Consider the following 15,876-nt stretch of genomic DNA (forward strand, 5'->3'; position numbering starts at 1 on the left):
TTTAACATAATATACATTGTGCGCAGTTTTGTGTGAGAGTGCTTGATGTTCCACTTGGGGCTTATTCATTGATGCCCTGTAAATGATCTAATGGCTTATTGAGCGCGCTTTCGTGCCTTTCCGTTTGGGTGGTGTGTAAATACTGAGATGTTGTGTCGATACTTTCATGGCCGGCATCCGCTTGTACATGGGATAAGGGTCTGCGGTTGATATTAATATCATGTGTAATGCCGGTGTGACGAATATTATGCGCCGTTAGCTTACGCATTTGCTGCGCATCGTGGATGAATCCATCTGTTTGCGCATTATCGGCGGCAAGATTGATAATGTTTTGAATTTCATCACGAACTTGCCGTATTCCTAAGTTAGCGTTCAATAAGCCAACATCACGTCCACGACCCGCGGCTCTGTGCCTGACAAATAGCGGATGGCGTTCATTTTGGCTTGGGTAATCCGTTAAGCTTAAATAGCGGCGATACGTTACTAATGCGTCGAGTAAGGCTTTAGAAATGGCTACGCTGCGCTTTTTGCCTCCTTTGCTCAAAGGAATGTGAAAACTCCATATGCCGGTTTGATGATTTTGCCTAAATTGCCCCATAACGGGTGAATATCCTGCGCGTGCAGAGACATCCGAAATACGCAGATAGCATGAATAAATTAACGATATTAAAAACAAGCTTCGCTGATGCAGCTCGGGGGATTCTTCAGCTAATGTTGTTACGGTCGTCATTATGTATGACCACTGTAACTCTGTGAATGCTAGGCTATTTTCCTCTTCATCGGTTCGGCTTTGATATCGCCGAGTCAGTGCGAAACGGCTGTGATTGAGCCAAATTTGTGCGGGATTTCGTTCACAATACTCTTCACCCATTAGGTAGGAATAAAAGGACGATAAAATCGCAATTTTGGTTTTTAATGCATTATCACTCAGTCTATACGGCTGAATTTGTCCTAAATATTTCTTCCCGACAAAGGGTTTCCATAATGGATTTGGTATCCGTTCTCCAAGCTGTTGGTCGAATTTGAACTGTGGCACATTAAAGTACCCGATTAACTCCACTGGCGGATTAAGGCAATAATCGACATAACGGCTCATGTCTTTGCGCATCACTTCTGTTGGCGACATAGAGACCACATCAAAGCACCAATGCAGGAATGTGGTGAGTTCACTACGGTAGGCTTTATAGTTGTTTTCACTGTGTTTTTGTTCGAACAACCAATCAGTTGCATGTTCCATCACTAGCCCCGCATCGACAACTTTCGACAGACTAATTTGAGTGATGTACTGGTTAACAATACAATTGCCATCTTGTATGAATTCAACTGAATCAAATAAAGGAATAACGACGGGATGCTGCATAGACAATTTGAATTATAAAGATTTTTTAAATGATAATACTTAAACGCAAATGCCGATAACGTTATTTATCGGCATCAATGTGGATGTGAATTTGGGTGCAATCCATAAAGGTACATTGGCGACAAAACAGGCGCTTTTTGCAACAAATCAAACAGAGTTGCCAGACTTTTTGCTTCGAAACACTGTCAAGGCAACTAAAGTCCGCGGCGCACAAATGACCATCGCGGATCAATTGCGCGAGTTTTAGCTCCGGGATGGATAAATTAATACGTTCGGCCATTGCTCTCTCCTCGTATGATGAAATAACAGCATACACAAATGATAATAGTTATCAACTAAACTGTTTTGATCCTATCTCCCATTTTCTTGATTAATTTTTTCGACTGCTTTAAAAGGCTTGAACTACACTCATAAAGTGCGCTGGATTTCTACTTTACTGAGGTATCGGATGTCGATTGATCTTACAAAGAAAAAACCTCTTTTTTCCGGTCAAAAAAGCCATGAAACGACCGAGGTTGGGATCCCTTGGAAGATACTGGTTGTGGATGATGAACCCGACGTTCACACTGTCACTAAGCTTGCCCTATCCCGTTTCAGGTTAGATGGACGTGCCCTCACCTTCATCAATGCCTACAGTGCCGAGCAAGCAAAAACCTTATTGAGCCAAGAGCAAGATATTGCAATTGCCTTTATTGATGTGGTGATGGAAAGTGATCATGCGGGATTAGAGTTAGTCAAATGGATCCGTGAAGAACTTCGCAACAAGACTATTCGCCTTATCTTACGTACAGGACAACCCGGCCAAGCGCCGGAGGAAGATGTCATCGTTAATTATGATATCAATGATTATAAAGCAAAATCTGAGCTTGATTCCCGTAAATTGATGACCAGTGTTTACTCTTCCCTACGGTCCTATCGCGATATTATGGAAATCGAGCAAGCAAGACGTACCCAGTTTAATCATCGAATGGGGCTTGAGCGCGTACTTGAAGCAACATCGGGGTTATTTGAATTAAGAACCTTACATAAGTTTGCCGATGGACTTCTCACCCAAGTCGCAACACTGCTCAATTTAGACTCAGAAACTTTGCTCTTAACCTGTAATGCGATGGATGCCATCAGTGGCCATATCGACTCGGCGGAAATTGAAATTCTTGCAGGCACAGGACAATTTGCAAACAGTCCCTCAGACAGAATGCTCCCAGAGCATATCGATAAACTCCTACGCAGTGCATTAACTCAAAAGCGCTGCCTCTATGAGGATAATTGTTTTATTGGTTATTTCCCGACTAAGAGTGGATTGATTAATCTGCTTTATATGGATGGCATAGATAAAATCGATGACTTAGATAAAAAACTTGTCGATATCTTTGCGATTAATGTCGGCATTGCCTTTGAGAACTTACTGCTAAATCAGGAGGTTGAAGATACTCAATCTGAGCTTATCCTGCGTCTAGGCGATGTTGTCGAAAGCCGCTCTAAGGAAGCTGCTAACCATGTTAAGCGAATGGCTGAATATTGTTCTCAACTGGCGTTACTTGCGGGATTAAGTGAAAGCGAAGCCGATCTATTACGCCGCGCATCCCCCATGCATGACATAGGAAAAATTGCTATTCCGGATGCGGTATTGCTAAAGCCTGGAAAACTCGATGAGGATGAGTGGAAAGTTATGCGTCAACATCCAATCATAGGGCATCAAATCTTGGCGAACTCCGAGCGCCCTATTTTAAAGGCCGCATCAATTATTGCACTGCAACACCATGAAAAATATGACGGTTCTGGATATCCATCTAACCTTAAGCAAGATCAAATTCATATCTTTGCTCGTATCGTCGCAATCGCCGATGTGTTTGATGCCCTCTCCCATGCCAGATGCTATAAAGCGGCATGGCCATTAGAGGATGTGCTCACTGAGATGCGTAAAGGCGCGGGTAAACACTTTGATCCCGATCTCTTGGAGCTCTTTATTCAAAATATTGATGTCTTTGTTCACGTAAAAGACAATTGGAAGGACCATGATGAGTGCACGTCCATCTTCAAAAATAGTCACTAAAACTCATTGTAGAGTTCTGCAAGGATTTAATGCATCGGAGGCTTTACCACAGAGTTAGGTGTTACTGTCGGCAAGGAAGTCGAACGTGACCGCCTTAGGCTCACCATTAAGGGTAAAACTGACAAATCCTCGCCAGACCATGTATCCACTGCTGCAAGAACCATAAATCATCTGGCCCTCATAGGCCTTTTCATTCAGTTCACGAATATTGACGGGAATAACCCCCATAAACATATCTCTTCCCTCGAGGTGGATCTGCACATCACTGATGGCAGTTGAGGATAATAGCTTCAATATTAATGGTTTTTCGCTTGGTGCATGACTAGGTGAAAGCATGAATTTAAGCTCAACACCTGCCACGCTTTTAATGCATTCACCCCGTGAAAAATCACAAAGTGAGGGATCTTCCACTTTTTTTTCTGCGGTTTGTTGTGTTTTTTCATTGCAAGCACTGAGATTTAGTACTAATGCGGTGATGAACAAAGGGATAACCTGACGGATATGCACAAAAATTAACCTTGTGATGCAATGTGTTAACATTCTATTGTGTAGGTTGATCTAGATCAACTTTCCAGCCCCCTTCTTTGGTATCTTTTTTGACATAGCTCAAGTATCATTGCGAAACCTCATATTTGAGCACAAATGTGCAGGGTAACGCATTGACATGGCTTAACAACCCTAATAGGGAAGCGAGTTTTGTGTCATTTATAACAGGTAAAGCTCGTCTTTACTAAAAGTAAAAGTAATAAGCAGTGGAAGCATTATGATGAACCATTCCCAGCCAACAGGCGCTGATTACAATTACACCATTGTCCGCCAATTTGCCTTAACCACAGTTTTGTGGGGTATTGTTGGTATGTCAGTCGGTGTATTAATTGCGGCTCAGTTAATCTGGCCTCAACTGAACTTTGAAACACCTTGGTTAACGTATAGTCGCCTGCGACCATTACACACCAATGCGGTGATCTTCGCGTTCGGAACATCAGCCCTCTTTGCAACATCCTATTATGTCGTACAACGCACCTGTCAAACCCGACTATTTGCACCTAAGTTAGCCGCATTTACGTTTTGGGGATGGCAAGCCATCATTCTGTCAGCAGCCATCTCTCTGCCAATGGGTTTCATCCAAGGTAAAGAATATGTTGAGTTAGAATGGCCTATCGATATTGCCATCACTATCGTGTGGGTATCCTATGCAATAGTGTTCTTCGGCACTATTATCAAACGAACTACCTCGCATATTTACGTAGCGAACTGGTTCTTTGGTGCATTTATCATCACAGTCGCCGTACTTCACATAGTTAACTCTATGGCAGTACCCGTTAGCCTGTTTAAGTCATACTCTCTGTATAGTGGTGCCGTCGATGCCATGGTGCAATGGTGGTATGGCCATAATGCGGTAGGTTTCTTGTTAACCGCTGGCTTCTTGGGGATGATGTACTACTTCGTACCTAAGCAAGCGGGTCGTCCTGTTTACTCATACCGTCTGTCAATCGTGCACTTCTGGGCACTGATCGCACTGTACATTTGGGCTGGTCCTCACCACTTACATTACACAGCGTTACCTGACTGGACTCAGTCTTTAGGTATGGTAATGTCACTGATCCTATTCGCACCTTCTTGGGGCGGTATGATCAACGGTATCATGACCTTGTCTGGTGCTTGGCATAAGCTGCGTACTGATCCTGTACTGCGTTTCTTGGTTGTTTCACTGTCTTTCTATGGTATGTCTACCTTTGAAGGACCTATGATGGCCATCAAGACAGTTAACGCTTTATCTCATTATACAGATTGGACTGTAGGTCACGTTCACTCCGGCGCGCTAGGCTGGGTGGCAATGGTCTCTATCGGTTCTCTGTATCACTTGATCCCTGTACTGTTCGGCCATGGCCGTATGTATAGCATCAAGTTAGTCAACGTCCATTTCTGGTTAGCGACTATTGGTACTGTGCTTTACATCGTGTCTATGTGGATTTCGGGTGTAATGCAGGGTCTGATGTGGCGCGCAGTTAACGCTGACGGTACTTTGACTTATAGCTTTGTTGAAAGTCTGGAAGCTTCTTATCCTTTCTACTTCGTACGTTTCCTCGGCGGTTGTTTCTTCTTAACCGGTATGCTGATCATGGCATATAACGTGATTCGTACTGTGAAAGCCTCTAAAGATTCATTGCCAGCATTGGCTGAACCAACAGCGGCTTAAGGAGCAAACTCGATGAAATTTAATCATGAGATAGTTGAAAAAAACATCGGTTTGTTAGCGATATTTACCGTTATCGCTATCAGTTTCGGTAGCCTTGTAGAAATCACACCGTTGATTTTCCAAAAGGATACCACTGAACCTGTAGAAGGTTTAAAGCCCTACACTGCCCTGCAGATTGAAGGTCGTGATATCTATGTTCGTGAAGGTTGTTACAACTGCCACAGCCAGATGATCCGTCCTCTGCGTGCTGAAACTGAGCGTTATGGTCATTATTCTGTTGCCGGTGAATCCGTTTGGGATCACCCATTCCAATGGGGTTCTAAGCGTACAGGTCCAGATCTTGCCCGTGTTGGCGGTCGCTACAGCGATAAGTGGCATGAAGTTCACTTAATCGATCCCCGTGCGGTAGTACCTCAATCGAATATGCCCGCCTTCCCTTGGCTTGCCGAAAACAAGTTAGACGGCAAACTGACTGGCGATAAGATGACTATTCTGCGTGACCTGCATAAAGGCGGTTACAAAGGTAATGATCTTTATACCGATGAAGAAATCGCAGGTGCTCAGAAAGCGGTTGAAGGCAAGACAGAAATGGAAGCCTTGATCGCATATCTTCAGTCTTTGGGTCACGCACTCAAATAAGGAGGCAATATATGGATTACGGCACATTACAAGGCATTTTGACCATCATTGTGATGCTGACCTTCGTCGGTATATTTGCTTGGGCATATAGCTCGCGTCGTCAAAAATCCTTTGATGAAGCGGCTAATCTTGTGTTTTCCGATGAGGAAATCGGCAAGAAATCGAAGGACTCAGGAGAGAATAAGTGATGAGTAGCTTCTGGAGTATTTGGATTAGCGTACTCTCGTTAATTGTGATCGCTGGATGTTTTCTATTACTACGTGTGTGTTCAAAAAACACCACGGATGTGAAAGAAGGCGAATCTATGGGTCACAGTTTCGATGGTATTGAAGAACTCAATAACCCACTGCCAAAATGGTGGAGTTATATGTTCTATATCACTATCGTGTTTGGCTTGATCTATCTAGTCTTATTTCCTGGTTTAGGTAACTACAAAGGCCTATTAGGCTGGAGCAGTGCCAACCAAAGCATTGGTACTGAACAAGGTATCAAAGTCGATTCTGCAGCAGCGATTGCGCTAGCAGCGGAAGAAGGCCGTTATGTTCAGTATGACCAAGAAGTAAAACACGCTAACGAAAAATATGGTCCCATCTTCGCGGCTTACTTGGCGACACCACTAGAAGAACTAGTGAAAAACCAAGAAGCGTTAAAAGTGGGTGGCCGTTTGTTCCTGCAAAACTGTGCACAGTGCCATGGCTCTGATGCTCGTGGTAGCAAAGGCTTCCCTAACTTGACCGATGGTGACTGGTTATATGGTGGCGATTTAGCCACGATTAAAACCACTATCATGGGCGGTCGTCATGGCATGATGCCACCTAAAGGTGGTTTGCCAATCGATGACAGCGAGATTGCGGGTTTAGCCGAATACGTTATTAAATTATCTGGTCGTGAGCATGACGAGAAACTCGCAGCTCTTGGTCAAGGTTCATTTATGAAAGGTTGTTTTGCGTGTCACGGTATGGACGCAAAAGGCAATAAACTCATGGGTGCACCTAATTTAACTGACGATGTTTGGTTATATGGCGGTAGCCGTGGCATGGTTGAAGAAACCATTAAACATGGCCGCGCAGGTGTGATGCCAGCGTGGAAGGACGTTCTCGGTGAAGAGAAAGTTCACGTGATCACAGCTTATGTTTATAGCTTGTCAAACAAGTAATTAGATATGAGTAACCCTAAGGCCTCGAAGACTTCGAGGCCTTTTTTTTAAAGTGCTAAAACTGCCTTTTAACGGTAAAATGGCGCAAATTTTTTGAATGGGTATTTAACATGAACGAACAACAAGCCTGGTATAAGCAGTTCTGGCCTTGGTTTTTAATTATTCTTCCCTTATGTGCTGTCGTCGCAAGTTTTACCACACTAAAAATTGCCCTCTCAAACTCAGACTCCTTAGTCGCCGAGGATTACTATAAAGATGGCAAAGCCATCAATATGGACTTAAGTAAAGTGAAGTATGCCAAACAAATAGGCATGCAATTTTCACTCGAGCAGAATCACCATGAAGTGCTGCTGACTCAACACGGTGGACCAGCTTATCAAGCCGCATTGAAAGTCGAATTTTATCACCCAACACTGGCAGACAGAGATCTTAAGCTGACCGTGACCGCCGATGCGAATCATGTCTACCGTATTACCCTGCCCGATGTACTCACAGGTCCATGGGAAGTGCGCTTAGAAGGTTTTGATGGTAAATGGCGTATTCATCAACGTGTTGAATTAAAAGATAATGTCCAGTTGTGGTTGAATTGATTGTAGTTGAATAAGAATGGCTATGACACATCCAAGTTGTTTCCACTGTAATGAGCCCGTACTCACGGGCACACAGTTTGTGACTCGCATTAATGATCGTGATGAACTGATGTGTTGCCCGGGTTGTCAGGCGGTTTCCCAAGCCATTGTGGATGCGGGATTACTCAGTTACTACAAATTTCGCACCGAACCTGGCAGTAAACAAACCGCCCTTGTCCCCGTAGCCTTAACGCAATTTAGTGCCTATGACTTGCCCGAAGTGCAGCAAGACTTCGTGCATTCAGTGGACAATATCGAGTCGGTGTCACTCTCCATCGATGGCATTACCTGCGCTGCCTGTGCTTGGCTGATTGAGCATAAAGTAAAACAGCTCGCGGGTGTGAGCCAAGTGCTCGTTAACTCCACCACCCAAAGGGCGATGATCAGTTGGGATAAACGCGCGGTAAAACTGAGCGATATTCTCGGGCAAATTAGTCGCATCGGCTATCAAGCCGCGCCCTATCAAGTGGATGAGCAGGAACGAAGCAGCAAACAAAATAGTCGTAAATTTTTGCTGCGCTTAGGCTTAGCTGGCTTTGCGACCATGCAGGTGATGATGTTCGCCCTCGCCCTCTATACCGGCTATTTTACCGATCTTGACGTGCAATATCGGGACTATTTCCGTTGGGTGAGCATGATTTTCGCCACACCTGTGGTGCTCTATTCGGCGCAGCCCTTCTATTTTAGCGCCATTCGCACCTTGCTCAGCGGTAAACTCAATATGGATGTGTCTGTCTCCATCGCGATTGGTGGTGCCTACACTGCAAGTTGTTTTGCTACCGTCAATGGCACAGGCGAAGTGTATTTTGAATCTGTGTCCATGTTTACTTTCTTCTTGTTACTTGGGCGGTATTTCGAGCAAAAGGCTAGACAAAAAGCCTCGGTTAGCTCCAGTAATTTGCATAAGTTGGTGCCACTCACTGCGCACTTAGTCACTGAAAATGCTCAAGAAGAAGTTCCCGCCAAAAAGTTACGTCTCGATGATGTGATCCTTGTGAAACCAGGTGAAATGGTTGCGGCCGATGGTGTCGTGATTGAAGGCCATACTAGCATCAATGAAGCCATGCTCACTGGCGAGCAAATGCCGATAGAAAAGCCTGTTACTAGCCAAGTTTACGCAGGCACCATCAACGTCGAACAACCCATCAAAGTCAAAGTTACTGCACTGGGGCAAGATCAACTGGTGGCCGAAATTATTCGCCTGCAGGAGCTCGCCTCCAATACAAAACCTGCGATTGCGCTATTAGCCGATAAATTATCCCGCTATTTCTCGGGGACTATTCTGACTATTGCGACCATCACCTATTTGGTTTGGCTGCAGATTTCCCCCGAGGATGCCTTTTGGGTCACACTGTCGGTATTAGTGGCGACCTGCCCCTGCGCCCTAGCGCTAGCAACCCCAACGGCTGTGACCTGCGCCACCGCCATTTTTACCCGCCTTGGGATCATTACCCGTAAGGCCGGGGTATTTGAAAAACTGCCGCAGATTAAACATGTGGTCTTTGATAAAACCGGCACCCTTACCTGTGGTACTCTCTCTTTAGGCCAGATAGCCTGCTATGGTGATATAGCACAGGATAAAGCACTCGCGATTGCCGCAGCACTTGAAAGTGGCTCCCGCCATCCCATTGCCAATGCGTTTGCTCCCTATGCGGATAGTCGTCTTGTTGCCGAGCAAGTTCACCACGAAGTGGGTTTTGGGATCAAAGGTATAATAGAGGGTGTTGAGTATCGAATTGGCAATGCCCATTTTACCGGGGCAAAAGTAGATAACAGTTTGACCCTACAGCAAATTTGGCTAGCCCGTTTAAATGGTGAATTACCCGAGCTGATAGCCTGCTTCGATATTCAAGACAATATTCGCGTAGACAGCAAAGTGACAGTGGAGACCTTAAAACAACAGGGTTGCCTTGTCAGTATCGCCAGCGGCGATAGCTCGATGCACGTGCACCAACTGGCCAAAGAGTTAGGCATTGAGGATGTGCATAGCGGTTTAACCCCGGCCGATAAGCTCGCTTTAGTTACCGAGTTACAAAAATCGACCCAAGTAGCCATGTTTGGTGATGGTATTAATGATGCGCCAGTATTGGCGGGGGCCGATTTGTCGGTCGCCATGGGCAGCGGTAGCGCTATCGCCAAAAACAGTGCCGACTTGATCCTACTTGGGGATCATCTGTCGCGCTTCACCCAAGCCGTGGCGGTCGCTAAACTGACAACGCAGATTATCAGGCAAAATTTAGCCTGGGCGCTGGGTTATAACGCCCTGATCTTGCCGTTAGCCGTCACTGGCCATGTTGCACCTTATATTGCCGCAATTGGCATGTCGGCGAGTTCTTTGATCGTGGTTGGTAATAGCCTGAGATTATTGCGGGTTAAAGTGTAAACATCATTAAAAGTTTAACCAGAATAGTAAGAGGTCATTATGGAAATTATTTATGTGCTTATCCCCATTGCCATGATCTTTGTCGCCATCGCGGTAATGGTATTTTTTTGGGCGGTGAAATCAGAACAATTTGACGATCTTGACCGTCAAAGTGTTTCCATTCTGTTTGATGAAAACACCGATAAACCCGGCCAAACACCGACACCCGTGACTCAGACTGCAGCCCAGCATGATGAAATGGCGGCGCAGCAAGCGATAAAAAATCAGCAAAAAGGCATGCCTTTGTGATTGAGTACAATGTCACTGGCGCATTTCTTGTTGGTTTGATGGGCGCGGCCCATTGCTTTGGTATGTGTGGCGGTTTAGTTGGCGCTTTTTCAGCCCAAATCCCTCATCCAAAAACAGGTGATCTGCTGGCCCATCAGCTCAAGTATTTACTGAGTTACAACCTTGGGCGAATTTTGAGTTACACCTTAGCGGGTGGTTTGGTAGGCGCATCCTCGGCAGGTCTGGGTCACTTATTTCAACTGGATATCTACCTCATTGTCCTGCGTATCATTGCCGGATTAATGATGATCGCAACTGGACTCTATATCGCTAAAATTTGGGTTGGAATAGTGCAAATTGAGCGCGTCGGTCAATGGTTATGGCACTATTTAAAACCCCTAGCTCAGCGCCTTGTTCCTATTAAAAATCCACATCAAGCGGTTATGGCCGGTTTTATATGGGGCTGGCTCCCTTGCGGCCTCGTCTATAGCACCCTGACTTGGTCAGTGGCTTCTGGCTCTGCAATTCAAGGCGCGCTCATCATGCTTGCTTTTGGTTTGGGCACCTTACCCGCGCTATTGAGTGCTGGCGTGGCGGCAAAACGGCTTGCCAACTGGGTGCAAAAGAAAACAGTTAGACTATTGAGTGGCTTACTTTTAATCGCCTTCGGTGGGCAAACTTTATATATCGCACTGGCGCAGCTAAACTAGCCCAAGTGAGTGAATTGGTTTAACATGGCAACAGTAGCTTAACTTGAGAACCGACATGACAATCGAACAGAATAAAAATCGTCGCCCCGCTGCTAGCGGATGCACAATCCATTGTCACGACTGCAGTATGGGTACCCTTTGCATTCCTTTTACCCTTAATGCCAATGAACTCGATCAACTCGATGATATTATTGAGCGCAAAAAACCTATCCAAAAAGGTGAACAAATTTTTAAATCAGGCGATCCCTTAAAATCCCTGTTTGCGATCCGCTCTGGCACCATCAAGAGTTATACCATTACCGAACAAGGTGATGAGCAGATAACTGGTTTTCATTTAGCGGGTGATGTCATTGGTTTCGACGGTATTCACGCGCAGTTGCATCAAAGTTTTGCCCAAGCGCTCGAAACCTCCATGGTATGTGAAATCCCCTTTAATATTCTCGATGAACTCTCGGGCACTATGCCTAAGCTGCGCCAACAAATTATGCGCCTAATGAGCAATGAAATTATGAGCGATCAAGAAATGATCCTCTTGCTCAGTAAAAAAAATGCCGAGGAACGCCTCGCCGCATTTATTAGCAATCTTGCGAATCGTTTTGGCAACCGTGGTTTTTCACCCAAAGAATTCCGTTTAACTATGACTCGCGGTGATATAGGTAACTACCTTGGACTTACCGTTGAAACCATCAGCCGCCTACTCGGCCGTTTCCAAAAATCAGGCTTAATTGAAGTGAAAGGCAAATACATCACTATAGTCGATCACCAAGAGCTAAACTTATTAGCCGGGAACGCCAGAATCGCGAGATAACTCACGCAGAGAATCGCCCCCCTTAATGGTGTTAAACCCAAACGTTGCGGCAAAACATTTGTGGGTTAATATTTATACTGCTTGAATGTTAGAGACTGTTTTTTAAATGACTTTTGATCTAGAACAATACAGCTAACTGCCAAAGGCTCATGATAAAGATGAGCCTATGACTAAAGGAACATGCTATGAAGGATTATCAAAAAATACTGGTTGTCGTTGACCCCACGACTGAAAATCAGGTTGCCCTCGCTCGCGCCGTAACCTTAGCGAGTAAATCTAATGCCCATGTAACTGTGTTTCTTTCTATTTTTGATTTCTCCTATGAAATGACCTCGATTCTGTCTAATCAGGAACGTGAAGCCATGCGTCAAGGGGTGATCGACCAACGATTAGCATGGATCCAAGACTTACTCGCGGCCTATAGTCATTTACAACTCAGTATCGACACCCAAGTCATTTGGCATAATCGTCCCTTCGAAAGCATTATTAACCATGCGATTGCAGGTCAATACGATTTGATTGTTAAGGGAACCCACGCCCATGACAAACTTAAGGCGGTGATCTTCACCCCAACCGATTGGCATTTAATGCGTAAAGCCCCTGTGCCGGTATTAATGGTCAAGGACCATGATTGGCCAGATGCGGGCAAAATTCTTTGTGCCGTCAACGTGGCAACCGAAGATACCGATCATCAAATGCTAAACGGTAAAATTATCGAACATGCAAAGGATTTGGCGCTTAAATTTGCTGCCGAAGTCCATTTAGTCAATGGTTATCCGGGAACGCCAATTAACTTGGCGATTGAATTGCCTGATTTTGATGCACAAACCTACAATGACACTATTCGCGTGCAACATGAACAACGTGTCAATTACCTTGCGAAGGCTTATGGCATTGATGAAAACCGTTGCCATGTAAAAGAAGGCTTACCAGAGGATGTTATTCCTGAACTGGCCGAGCAATTAGATGCAGAGCTTGTGATCCTAGGGACTGTAGGCCGCACTGGGTTCTCCGCCGCATTAATTGGCAATACCGCAGAGCATGTGATTGATAGCATTAATTGCGATTTATTAGCGATTAAGCCTGATGGTTATAAATCCCCCTTAGAAGAGGCTTAAAGCACTCCGCTCTTTACCCCGCCTAAGATAGCTGGAATAATACGCGCCCTGAAACTGTGTTACTGGGCGCTTTTTTATGTTGGAAGCTATGTCTGAAGTTATGGCGAGTCAAATGTCTGAAGAATTATCAAAAAAACAAACTACCCGTCTGAATAAATTGCAAAAGCGTCTGCGTCGTGAAGTGGGTAGCGCCATCGCCGATTACAATATGATTGAAGATGGTGACCGTGTCATGTGCTGCCTCAGTGGTGGTAAAGACAGTTATGCCATGCTCGATATTCTGATGAATCTGCAGCAACGCGCACCCATTCAGTTTGAAATTATTGCGGTGAATTTAGATCAGAAGCAACCCGGTTTCCCCGAAGATGTGCTGCCCGCTTATCTGGATAAGTTAAACATCCCCTATCATATTCTCGAGAAAGACACTTACTCGATAGTAAAGGATAAAATCCCCGAGGGGAAAACTACCTGCTCCCTGTGCTCTCGCCTACGCCGCGGCACGCTCTACGGCTTTGCCCAACGTATCGGCGCGACAAAAATTGCCCTAGGCCATCACAGGGACGATATTATCGAGACCTTGTTCTTAAACATGTTCTTCGGCGGCAAGATGAAAGCTATGCCACCTAAACTGCTGTCGGATGATGGGGCCAATGTGGTTATTCGCCCTTTAGCCTACTGCCGCGAAAAAGATTTAGAGGAATATGCCGAGCTAAAGCAGTTCCCTATTATTCCCTGTAATCTATGTGGCTCACAGGAAAACTTAAAGCGTCAAGCCGTTAAAGACATGCTTAACCAATGGGATAAACAATATCCAGGCCGTATCGAAACCATTTTTACCGCCATGCAAAATACCGCGCCATCCCAAGGTGTTGACCGTGAGCAATTTGACTTTATCTCGCTCAAACGCGACCCCAATGCCCCGATGAAAGGGGATGTAGCCGAGGCCGACTTACCCGCCTTCGATTTTCTCGATATTGCCAATAATGGCCATATTGATTTAGACGCGGTTAAGCGTATCGATATTGTCAATGTCTATGAGGTTTAATGCCCTAGGCTAACAATAAAAATGCCCACATCTGTGGGCATTTTTATTGTGCTAAACTTTTTGTTTCTTAAGGGGTTATTTCACCCAAGGACTTAATATCGCAGGTGGTTGGCTGAAACCTAATGAATTCACTGAATCAAGCTCTGCGGCGGTTAATTTAAAACTGCCTTTGATGTGTTGCTCACGTCCATCAACACTGACGCTAATGTCTTGCTCGGGGCTAAACTCAAAATTCAGCCCTGCAATTGGCTCCCTAAAATAGCGCATGGGGAATCCTTGCATGGTCCCAAGTAAATTATCCATTTCATCAACGAGTTGCTGCAACTGCGCTTTATCGTACTCAGTTAGGGTTCGCTTAGCACGGACCTGCATCGCAATGGCGCAGCCCTCGGCACTGCCTGCAAAATTCAGATTAACTAAGGCCCGCTGATCCTTTAAAGCATCATCGAAGGGGATAAATAATCGCTGAGCCGAGGTATAAGTTAATGGCGTTGAAGTTTTTTCACTTGAAATGGTACCGCTTTGTATAATGCAATTTGGTTGCATAGGCACACTGAATGCCACTTCGACGAGTTGATAACCGCCCTTATTAACTTGCTTTAATCTATCGTAGAAACCTTTATATTCAAGGGATATAGTTGATGAATGTGCCATAGACGTCCATAAACATAACCCTGCTAATAAGCATTTTTTATACATCAAGCTTCACCAAATATTTTTCATTGTGACGTAACATATCGAGTAATTCATCGATATAAGCTTCTTGCCTTTCAGAATAATTCACTAATCCATAAATTAATTGATCTGCGGTGGGCTCGAGTTCCTGCGACCGTAAGTCGGCGCGAATAGAGCGAAACAATGTGTAGGCCGTATTCGCATTTAAATTGCGCATATATGATGCCACTGAGGCATCAACCGAAGGGAAGACTTTGACTTCGTGGACTTTTCCTGAGCCGCGGGAAGATGGCACAATGCCACACCCCTCACTAAAGCACCACTCGCCAAAAAAGTTAAAACCCTCTCGAGCGAAACGTGAACTTCCCCAGCCAGATTCATTCGCAGCCTGAATAAGCACCATAGATTCTGGCACTATATCAACACGTTTAAGCAGGCTGTTCAGTGACTTAGAGTCAATATTTCGTGCGGCATACTGATATTTATCAAAAAGTTGATTGAGCTGCGCTAGCTGTGTTTCCGATAGACTTTCACCACTCTCAATCAACTTGCCCATGTCGCTGACAAAATCACGCTCGGTAGCAATAATGGCATTTTGTTGTTGAATGATGGGTCTTAGGAAATCGAAAAAAGCTTTCTTCTTTTGCGTGATATCGCTTATAGCTGAGAAGTCAGGTACTTGAGTCACAGGATCGACGGAGTTTTCCAATTGGGCCACAATGGAAACGGACTCATCTGCAGTAGGGATGAGCCAAATTCTCAGCGAAAATATTGCTAATATCACCATGGCTAACGCCAGTGTAAATGAACCAATTCTACCCGTTTTCAATAAG

Annotated in this window: 17 protein-coding genes; 12 read left to right on the forward strand and 5 right to left on the reverse strand. The window is 44.9% G+C overall.

The genetic code is table 11. The annotated features are described in order from the left end of the window. Window positions 1-61: 61 nt before the first annotated feature. Together MJO46_RS03005 and MJO46_RS03010 are read right to left on the reverse strand one after the other, a co-directional pair. Window positions 62-1,360, reverse strand: a complete 1,299-nt coding sequence (locus tag MJO46_RS03005; RefSeq protein WP_253988062.1) for a site-specific integrase — start codon at window positions 1,358-1,360, stop codon at window positions 62-64. Window positions 1,361-1,421: 61 nt separating this feature from the next. Beyond that, the gene (locus MJO46_RS03010; protein WP_253988063.1) at window positions 1,422-1,640 is read right to left on the reverse strand and encodes a hypothetical protein; all 219 of its coding nucleotides are present in this window, start codon (window positions 1,638-1,640) and stop codon (window positions 1,422-1,424) included. Window positions 1,641-1,808: 168 nt separating this feature from the next. Here MJO46_RS03010 and MJO46_RS03015 point away from each other — a divergent pair, with 168 nt between their 5' ends. Then, window positions 1,809-3,413, forward strand: coding sequence for a DUF3369 domain-containing protein (locus tag MJO46_RS03015; RefSeq protein WP_253988064.1), 1,605 nt, complete (start codon window positions 1,809-1,811; stop codon window positions 3,411-3,413). Between the two features lie 54 nt (window positions 3,414-3,467). Here the strand turns inward: MJO46_RS03015 and MJO46_RS03020 are convergent, their stop codons facing one another. Continuing rightward, complete coding sequence (locus MJO46_RS03020) at window positions 3,468-3,953, reverse strand: hypothetical protein (RefSeq protein WP_253988065.1); 486 nt, start codon at window positions 3,951-3,953, stop codon at window positions 3,468-3,470. A 223-nt stretch (window positions 3,954-4,176) separates the two neighbouring features. Between MJO46_RS03020 and ccoN the strand changes: the two genes are divergently transcribed. From ccoN to ttcA, 11 genes are all read left to right on the forward strand, one after another. Further along, complete coding sequence (gene ccoN, locus MJO46_RS03025; protein WP_253988066.1) at window positions 4,177-5,613, forward strand: cytochrome-c oxidase, cbb3-type subunit I; 1,437 nt, start codon at window positions 4,177-4,179, stop codon at window positions 5,611-5,613. Window positions 5,614-5,625: 12 nt separating this feature from the next. Next, window positions 5,626-6,252: a cytochrome-c oxidase, cbb3-type subunit II gene (gene ccoO / locus MJO46_RS03030; protein ID WP_198783425.1), complete on the forward strand. Its 627-nt coding sequence runs from the start codon at window positions 5,626-5,628 to the stop codon at window positions 6,250-6,252. A gap of 11 nt (window positions 6,253-6,263) precedes the next feature. Next, window positions 6,264-6,440 carry a cbb3-type cytochrome c oxidase subunit 3 gene (locus tag MJO46_RS03035; RefSeq protein ID WP_198783424.1) on the forward strand — a complete coding sequence of 59 codons (177 nt, stop codon included), beginning with the start codon at window positions 6,264-6,266 and terminating at the stop codon, window positions 6,438-6,440. Beyond that, a complete protein-coding gene (gene ccoP, locus MJO46_RS03040) occupies window positions 6,440-7,408 on the forward strand; it encodes a cytochrome-c oxidase, cbb3-type subunit III (protein WP_253988120.1) in 969 nt (322 codons plus the stop codon). Before MJO46_RS03035 ends, ccoP begins: the two co-directional genes overlap by 1 nt. Window positions 7,409-7,518: 110 nt before the next feature. Then, the gene (locus tag MJO46_RS03045; RefSeq protein WP_253988067.1) at window positions 7,519-7,998 is read left to right on the forward strand and encodes a FixH family protein; all 480 of its coding nucleotides are present in this window, start codon (window positions 7,519-7,521) and stop codon (window positions 7,996-7,998) included. Between the two features lie 22 nt (window positions 7,999-8,020). After that, complete coding sequence (locus MJO46_RS03050; RefSeq protein WP_253988068.1) at window positions 8,021-10,420, forward strand: heavy metal translocating P-type ATPase metal-binding domain-containing protein; 2,400 nt, start codon at window positions 8,021-8,023, stop codon at window positions 10,418-10,420. A gap of 39 nt (window positions 10,421-10,459) precedes the next feature. Then, a complete protein-coding gene (ccoS, locus tag MJO46_RS03055) occupies window positions 10,460-10,708 on the forward strand; it encodes a cbb3-type cytochrome oxidase assembly protein CcoS (RefSeq protein WP_198783420.1) in 249 nt (82 codons plus the stop codon). Continuing rightward, entirely contained in the window at window positions 10,705-11,397 is a 693-nt protein-coding gene (locus tag MJO46_RS03060) for a sulfite exporter TauE/SafE family protein (RefSeq protein ID WP_253988069.1), read from the forward strand. Before ccoS ends, MJO46_RS03060 begins: the two co-directional genes overlap by 4 nt. A gap of 55 nt (window positions 11,398-11,452) precedes the next feature. Further along, complete coding sequence (gene etrA / locus MJO46_RS03065) at window positions 11,453-12,205, forward strand: electron transport transcriptional regulator EtrA (protein ID WP_198783418.1); 753 nt, start codon at window positions 11,453-11,455, stop codon at window positions 12,203-12,205. Window positions 12,206-12,390: 185 nt separating this feature from the next. Beyond that, a complete protein-coding gene (uspE, locus tag MJO46_RS03070) occupies window positions 12,391-13,323 on the forward strand; it encodes a universal stress protein UspE (protein ID WP_198783417.1) in 933 nt (310 codons plus the stop codon). Between the two features lie 76 nt (window positions 13,324-13,399). After that, window positions 13,400-14,368: a tRNA 2-thiocytidine(32) synthetase TtcA gene (gene ttcA, locus MJO46_RS03075; RefSeq protein WP_253988070.1), complete on the forward strand. Its 969-nt coding sequence runs from the start codon at window positions 13,400-13,402 to the stop codon at window positions 14,366-14,368. Between the two features lie 75 nt (window positions 14,369-14,443). On the opposite strand, the gene MJO46_RS03080 is transcribed toward ttcA, so the two are convergent. Together MJO46_RS03080 and MJO46_RS03085 are read right to left on the reverse strand one after the other, a co-directional pair. Then, on the reverse strand, window positions 14,444-15,067 hold the full coding sequence (locus tag MJO46_RS03080) for a DUF2987 domain-containing protein (protein WP_253988071.1): 624 nt from the start codon (window positions 15,065-15,067) through the stop codon (window positions 14,444-14,446). After that, entirely contained in the window at window positions 15,060-15,872 is an 813-nt protein-coding gene (locus MJO46_RS03085) for a glucosaminidase domain-containing protein (RefSeq protein WP_253988072.1), read from the reverse strand. Before MJO46_RS03085 ends, MJO46_RS03080 begins: the two co-directional genes overlap by 8 nt. Between the last annotated feature and the right edge of the window lie 4 nt (window positions 15,873-15,876).

The organism is Shewanella sp. KJ2020, assembly GCF_024197625.1.
In the GTDB taxonomy this organism is placed as follows: Bacteria; Pseudomonadota; Gammaproteobacteria; order Enterobacterales; family Shewanellaceae; genus Shewanella.

Coding starts and splice junctions, on each gene's coding strand:
- ccoO (WP_198783425.1), top strand. CDS start 5,626: ATGAAATTTAATCATGAGATAGTTGAAAAAAACATCGGTTTGTTAGCG.
- MJO46_RS03010 (WP_253988063.1), bottom strand. CDS start 1,640: ATGGCCGAACGTATTAATTTATCCATCCCGGAGCTAAAACTCGCGCAA.
- ttcA (WP_253988070.1), top strand. CDS start 13,400: ATGTTGGAAGCTATGTCTGAAGTTATGGCGAGTCAAATGTCTGAAGAA.
- MJO46_RS03005 (WP_253988062.1), bottom strand. CDS start 1,360: ATGCAGCATCCCGTCGTTATTCCTTTATTTGATTCAGTTGAATTCATA.
- MJO46_RS03080 (WP_253988071.1), bottom strand. CDS start 15,067: ATGTATAAAAAATGCTTATTAGCAGGGTTATGTTTATGGACGTCTATG.
- ccoN (WP_253988066.1), top strand. CDS start 4,177: ATGATGAACCATTCCCAGCCAACAGGCGCTGATTACAATTACACCATT.
- MJO46_RS03015 (WP_253988064.1), top strand. CDS start 1,809: ATGTCGATTGATCTTACAAAGAAAAAACCTCTTTTTTCCGGTCAAAAA.
- MJO46_RS03045 (WP_253988067.1), top strand. CDS start 7,519: ATGAACGAACAACAAGCCTGGTATAAGCAGTTCTGGCCTTGGTTTTTA.
- etrA (WP_198783418.1), top strand. CDS start 11,453: ATGACAATCGAACAGAATAAAAATCGTCGCCCCGCTGCTAGCGGATGC.
- uspE (WP_198783417.1), top strand. CDS start 12,391: ATGAAGGATTATCAAAAAATACTGGTTGTCGTTGACCCCACGACTGAA.
- MJO46_RS03020 (WP_253988065.1), bottom strand. CDS start 3,953: ATGTTAACACATTGCATCACAAGGTTAATTTTTGTGCATATCCGTCAG.
- ccoP (WP_253988120.1), top strand. CDS start 6,440: ATGAGTAGCTTCTGGAGTATTTGGATTAGCGTACTCTCGTTAATTGTG.
- MJO46_RS03035 (WP_198783424.1), top strand. CDS start 6,264: ATGGATTACGGCACATTACAAGGCATTTTGACCATCATTGTGATGCTG.
- MJO46_RS03050 (WP_253988068.1), top strand. CDS start 8,021: ATGACACATCCAAGTTGTTTCCACTGTAATGAGCCCGTACTCACGGGC.
- ccoS (WP_198783420.1), top strand. CDS start 10,460: ATGGAAATTATTTATGTGCTTATCCCCATTGCCATGATCTTTGTCGCC.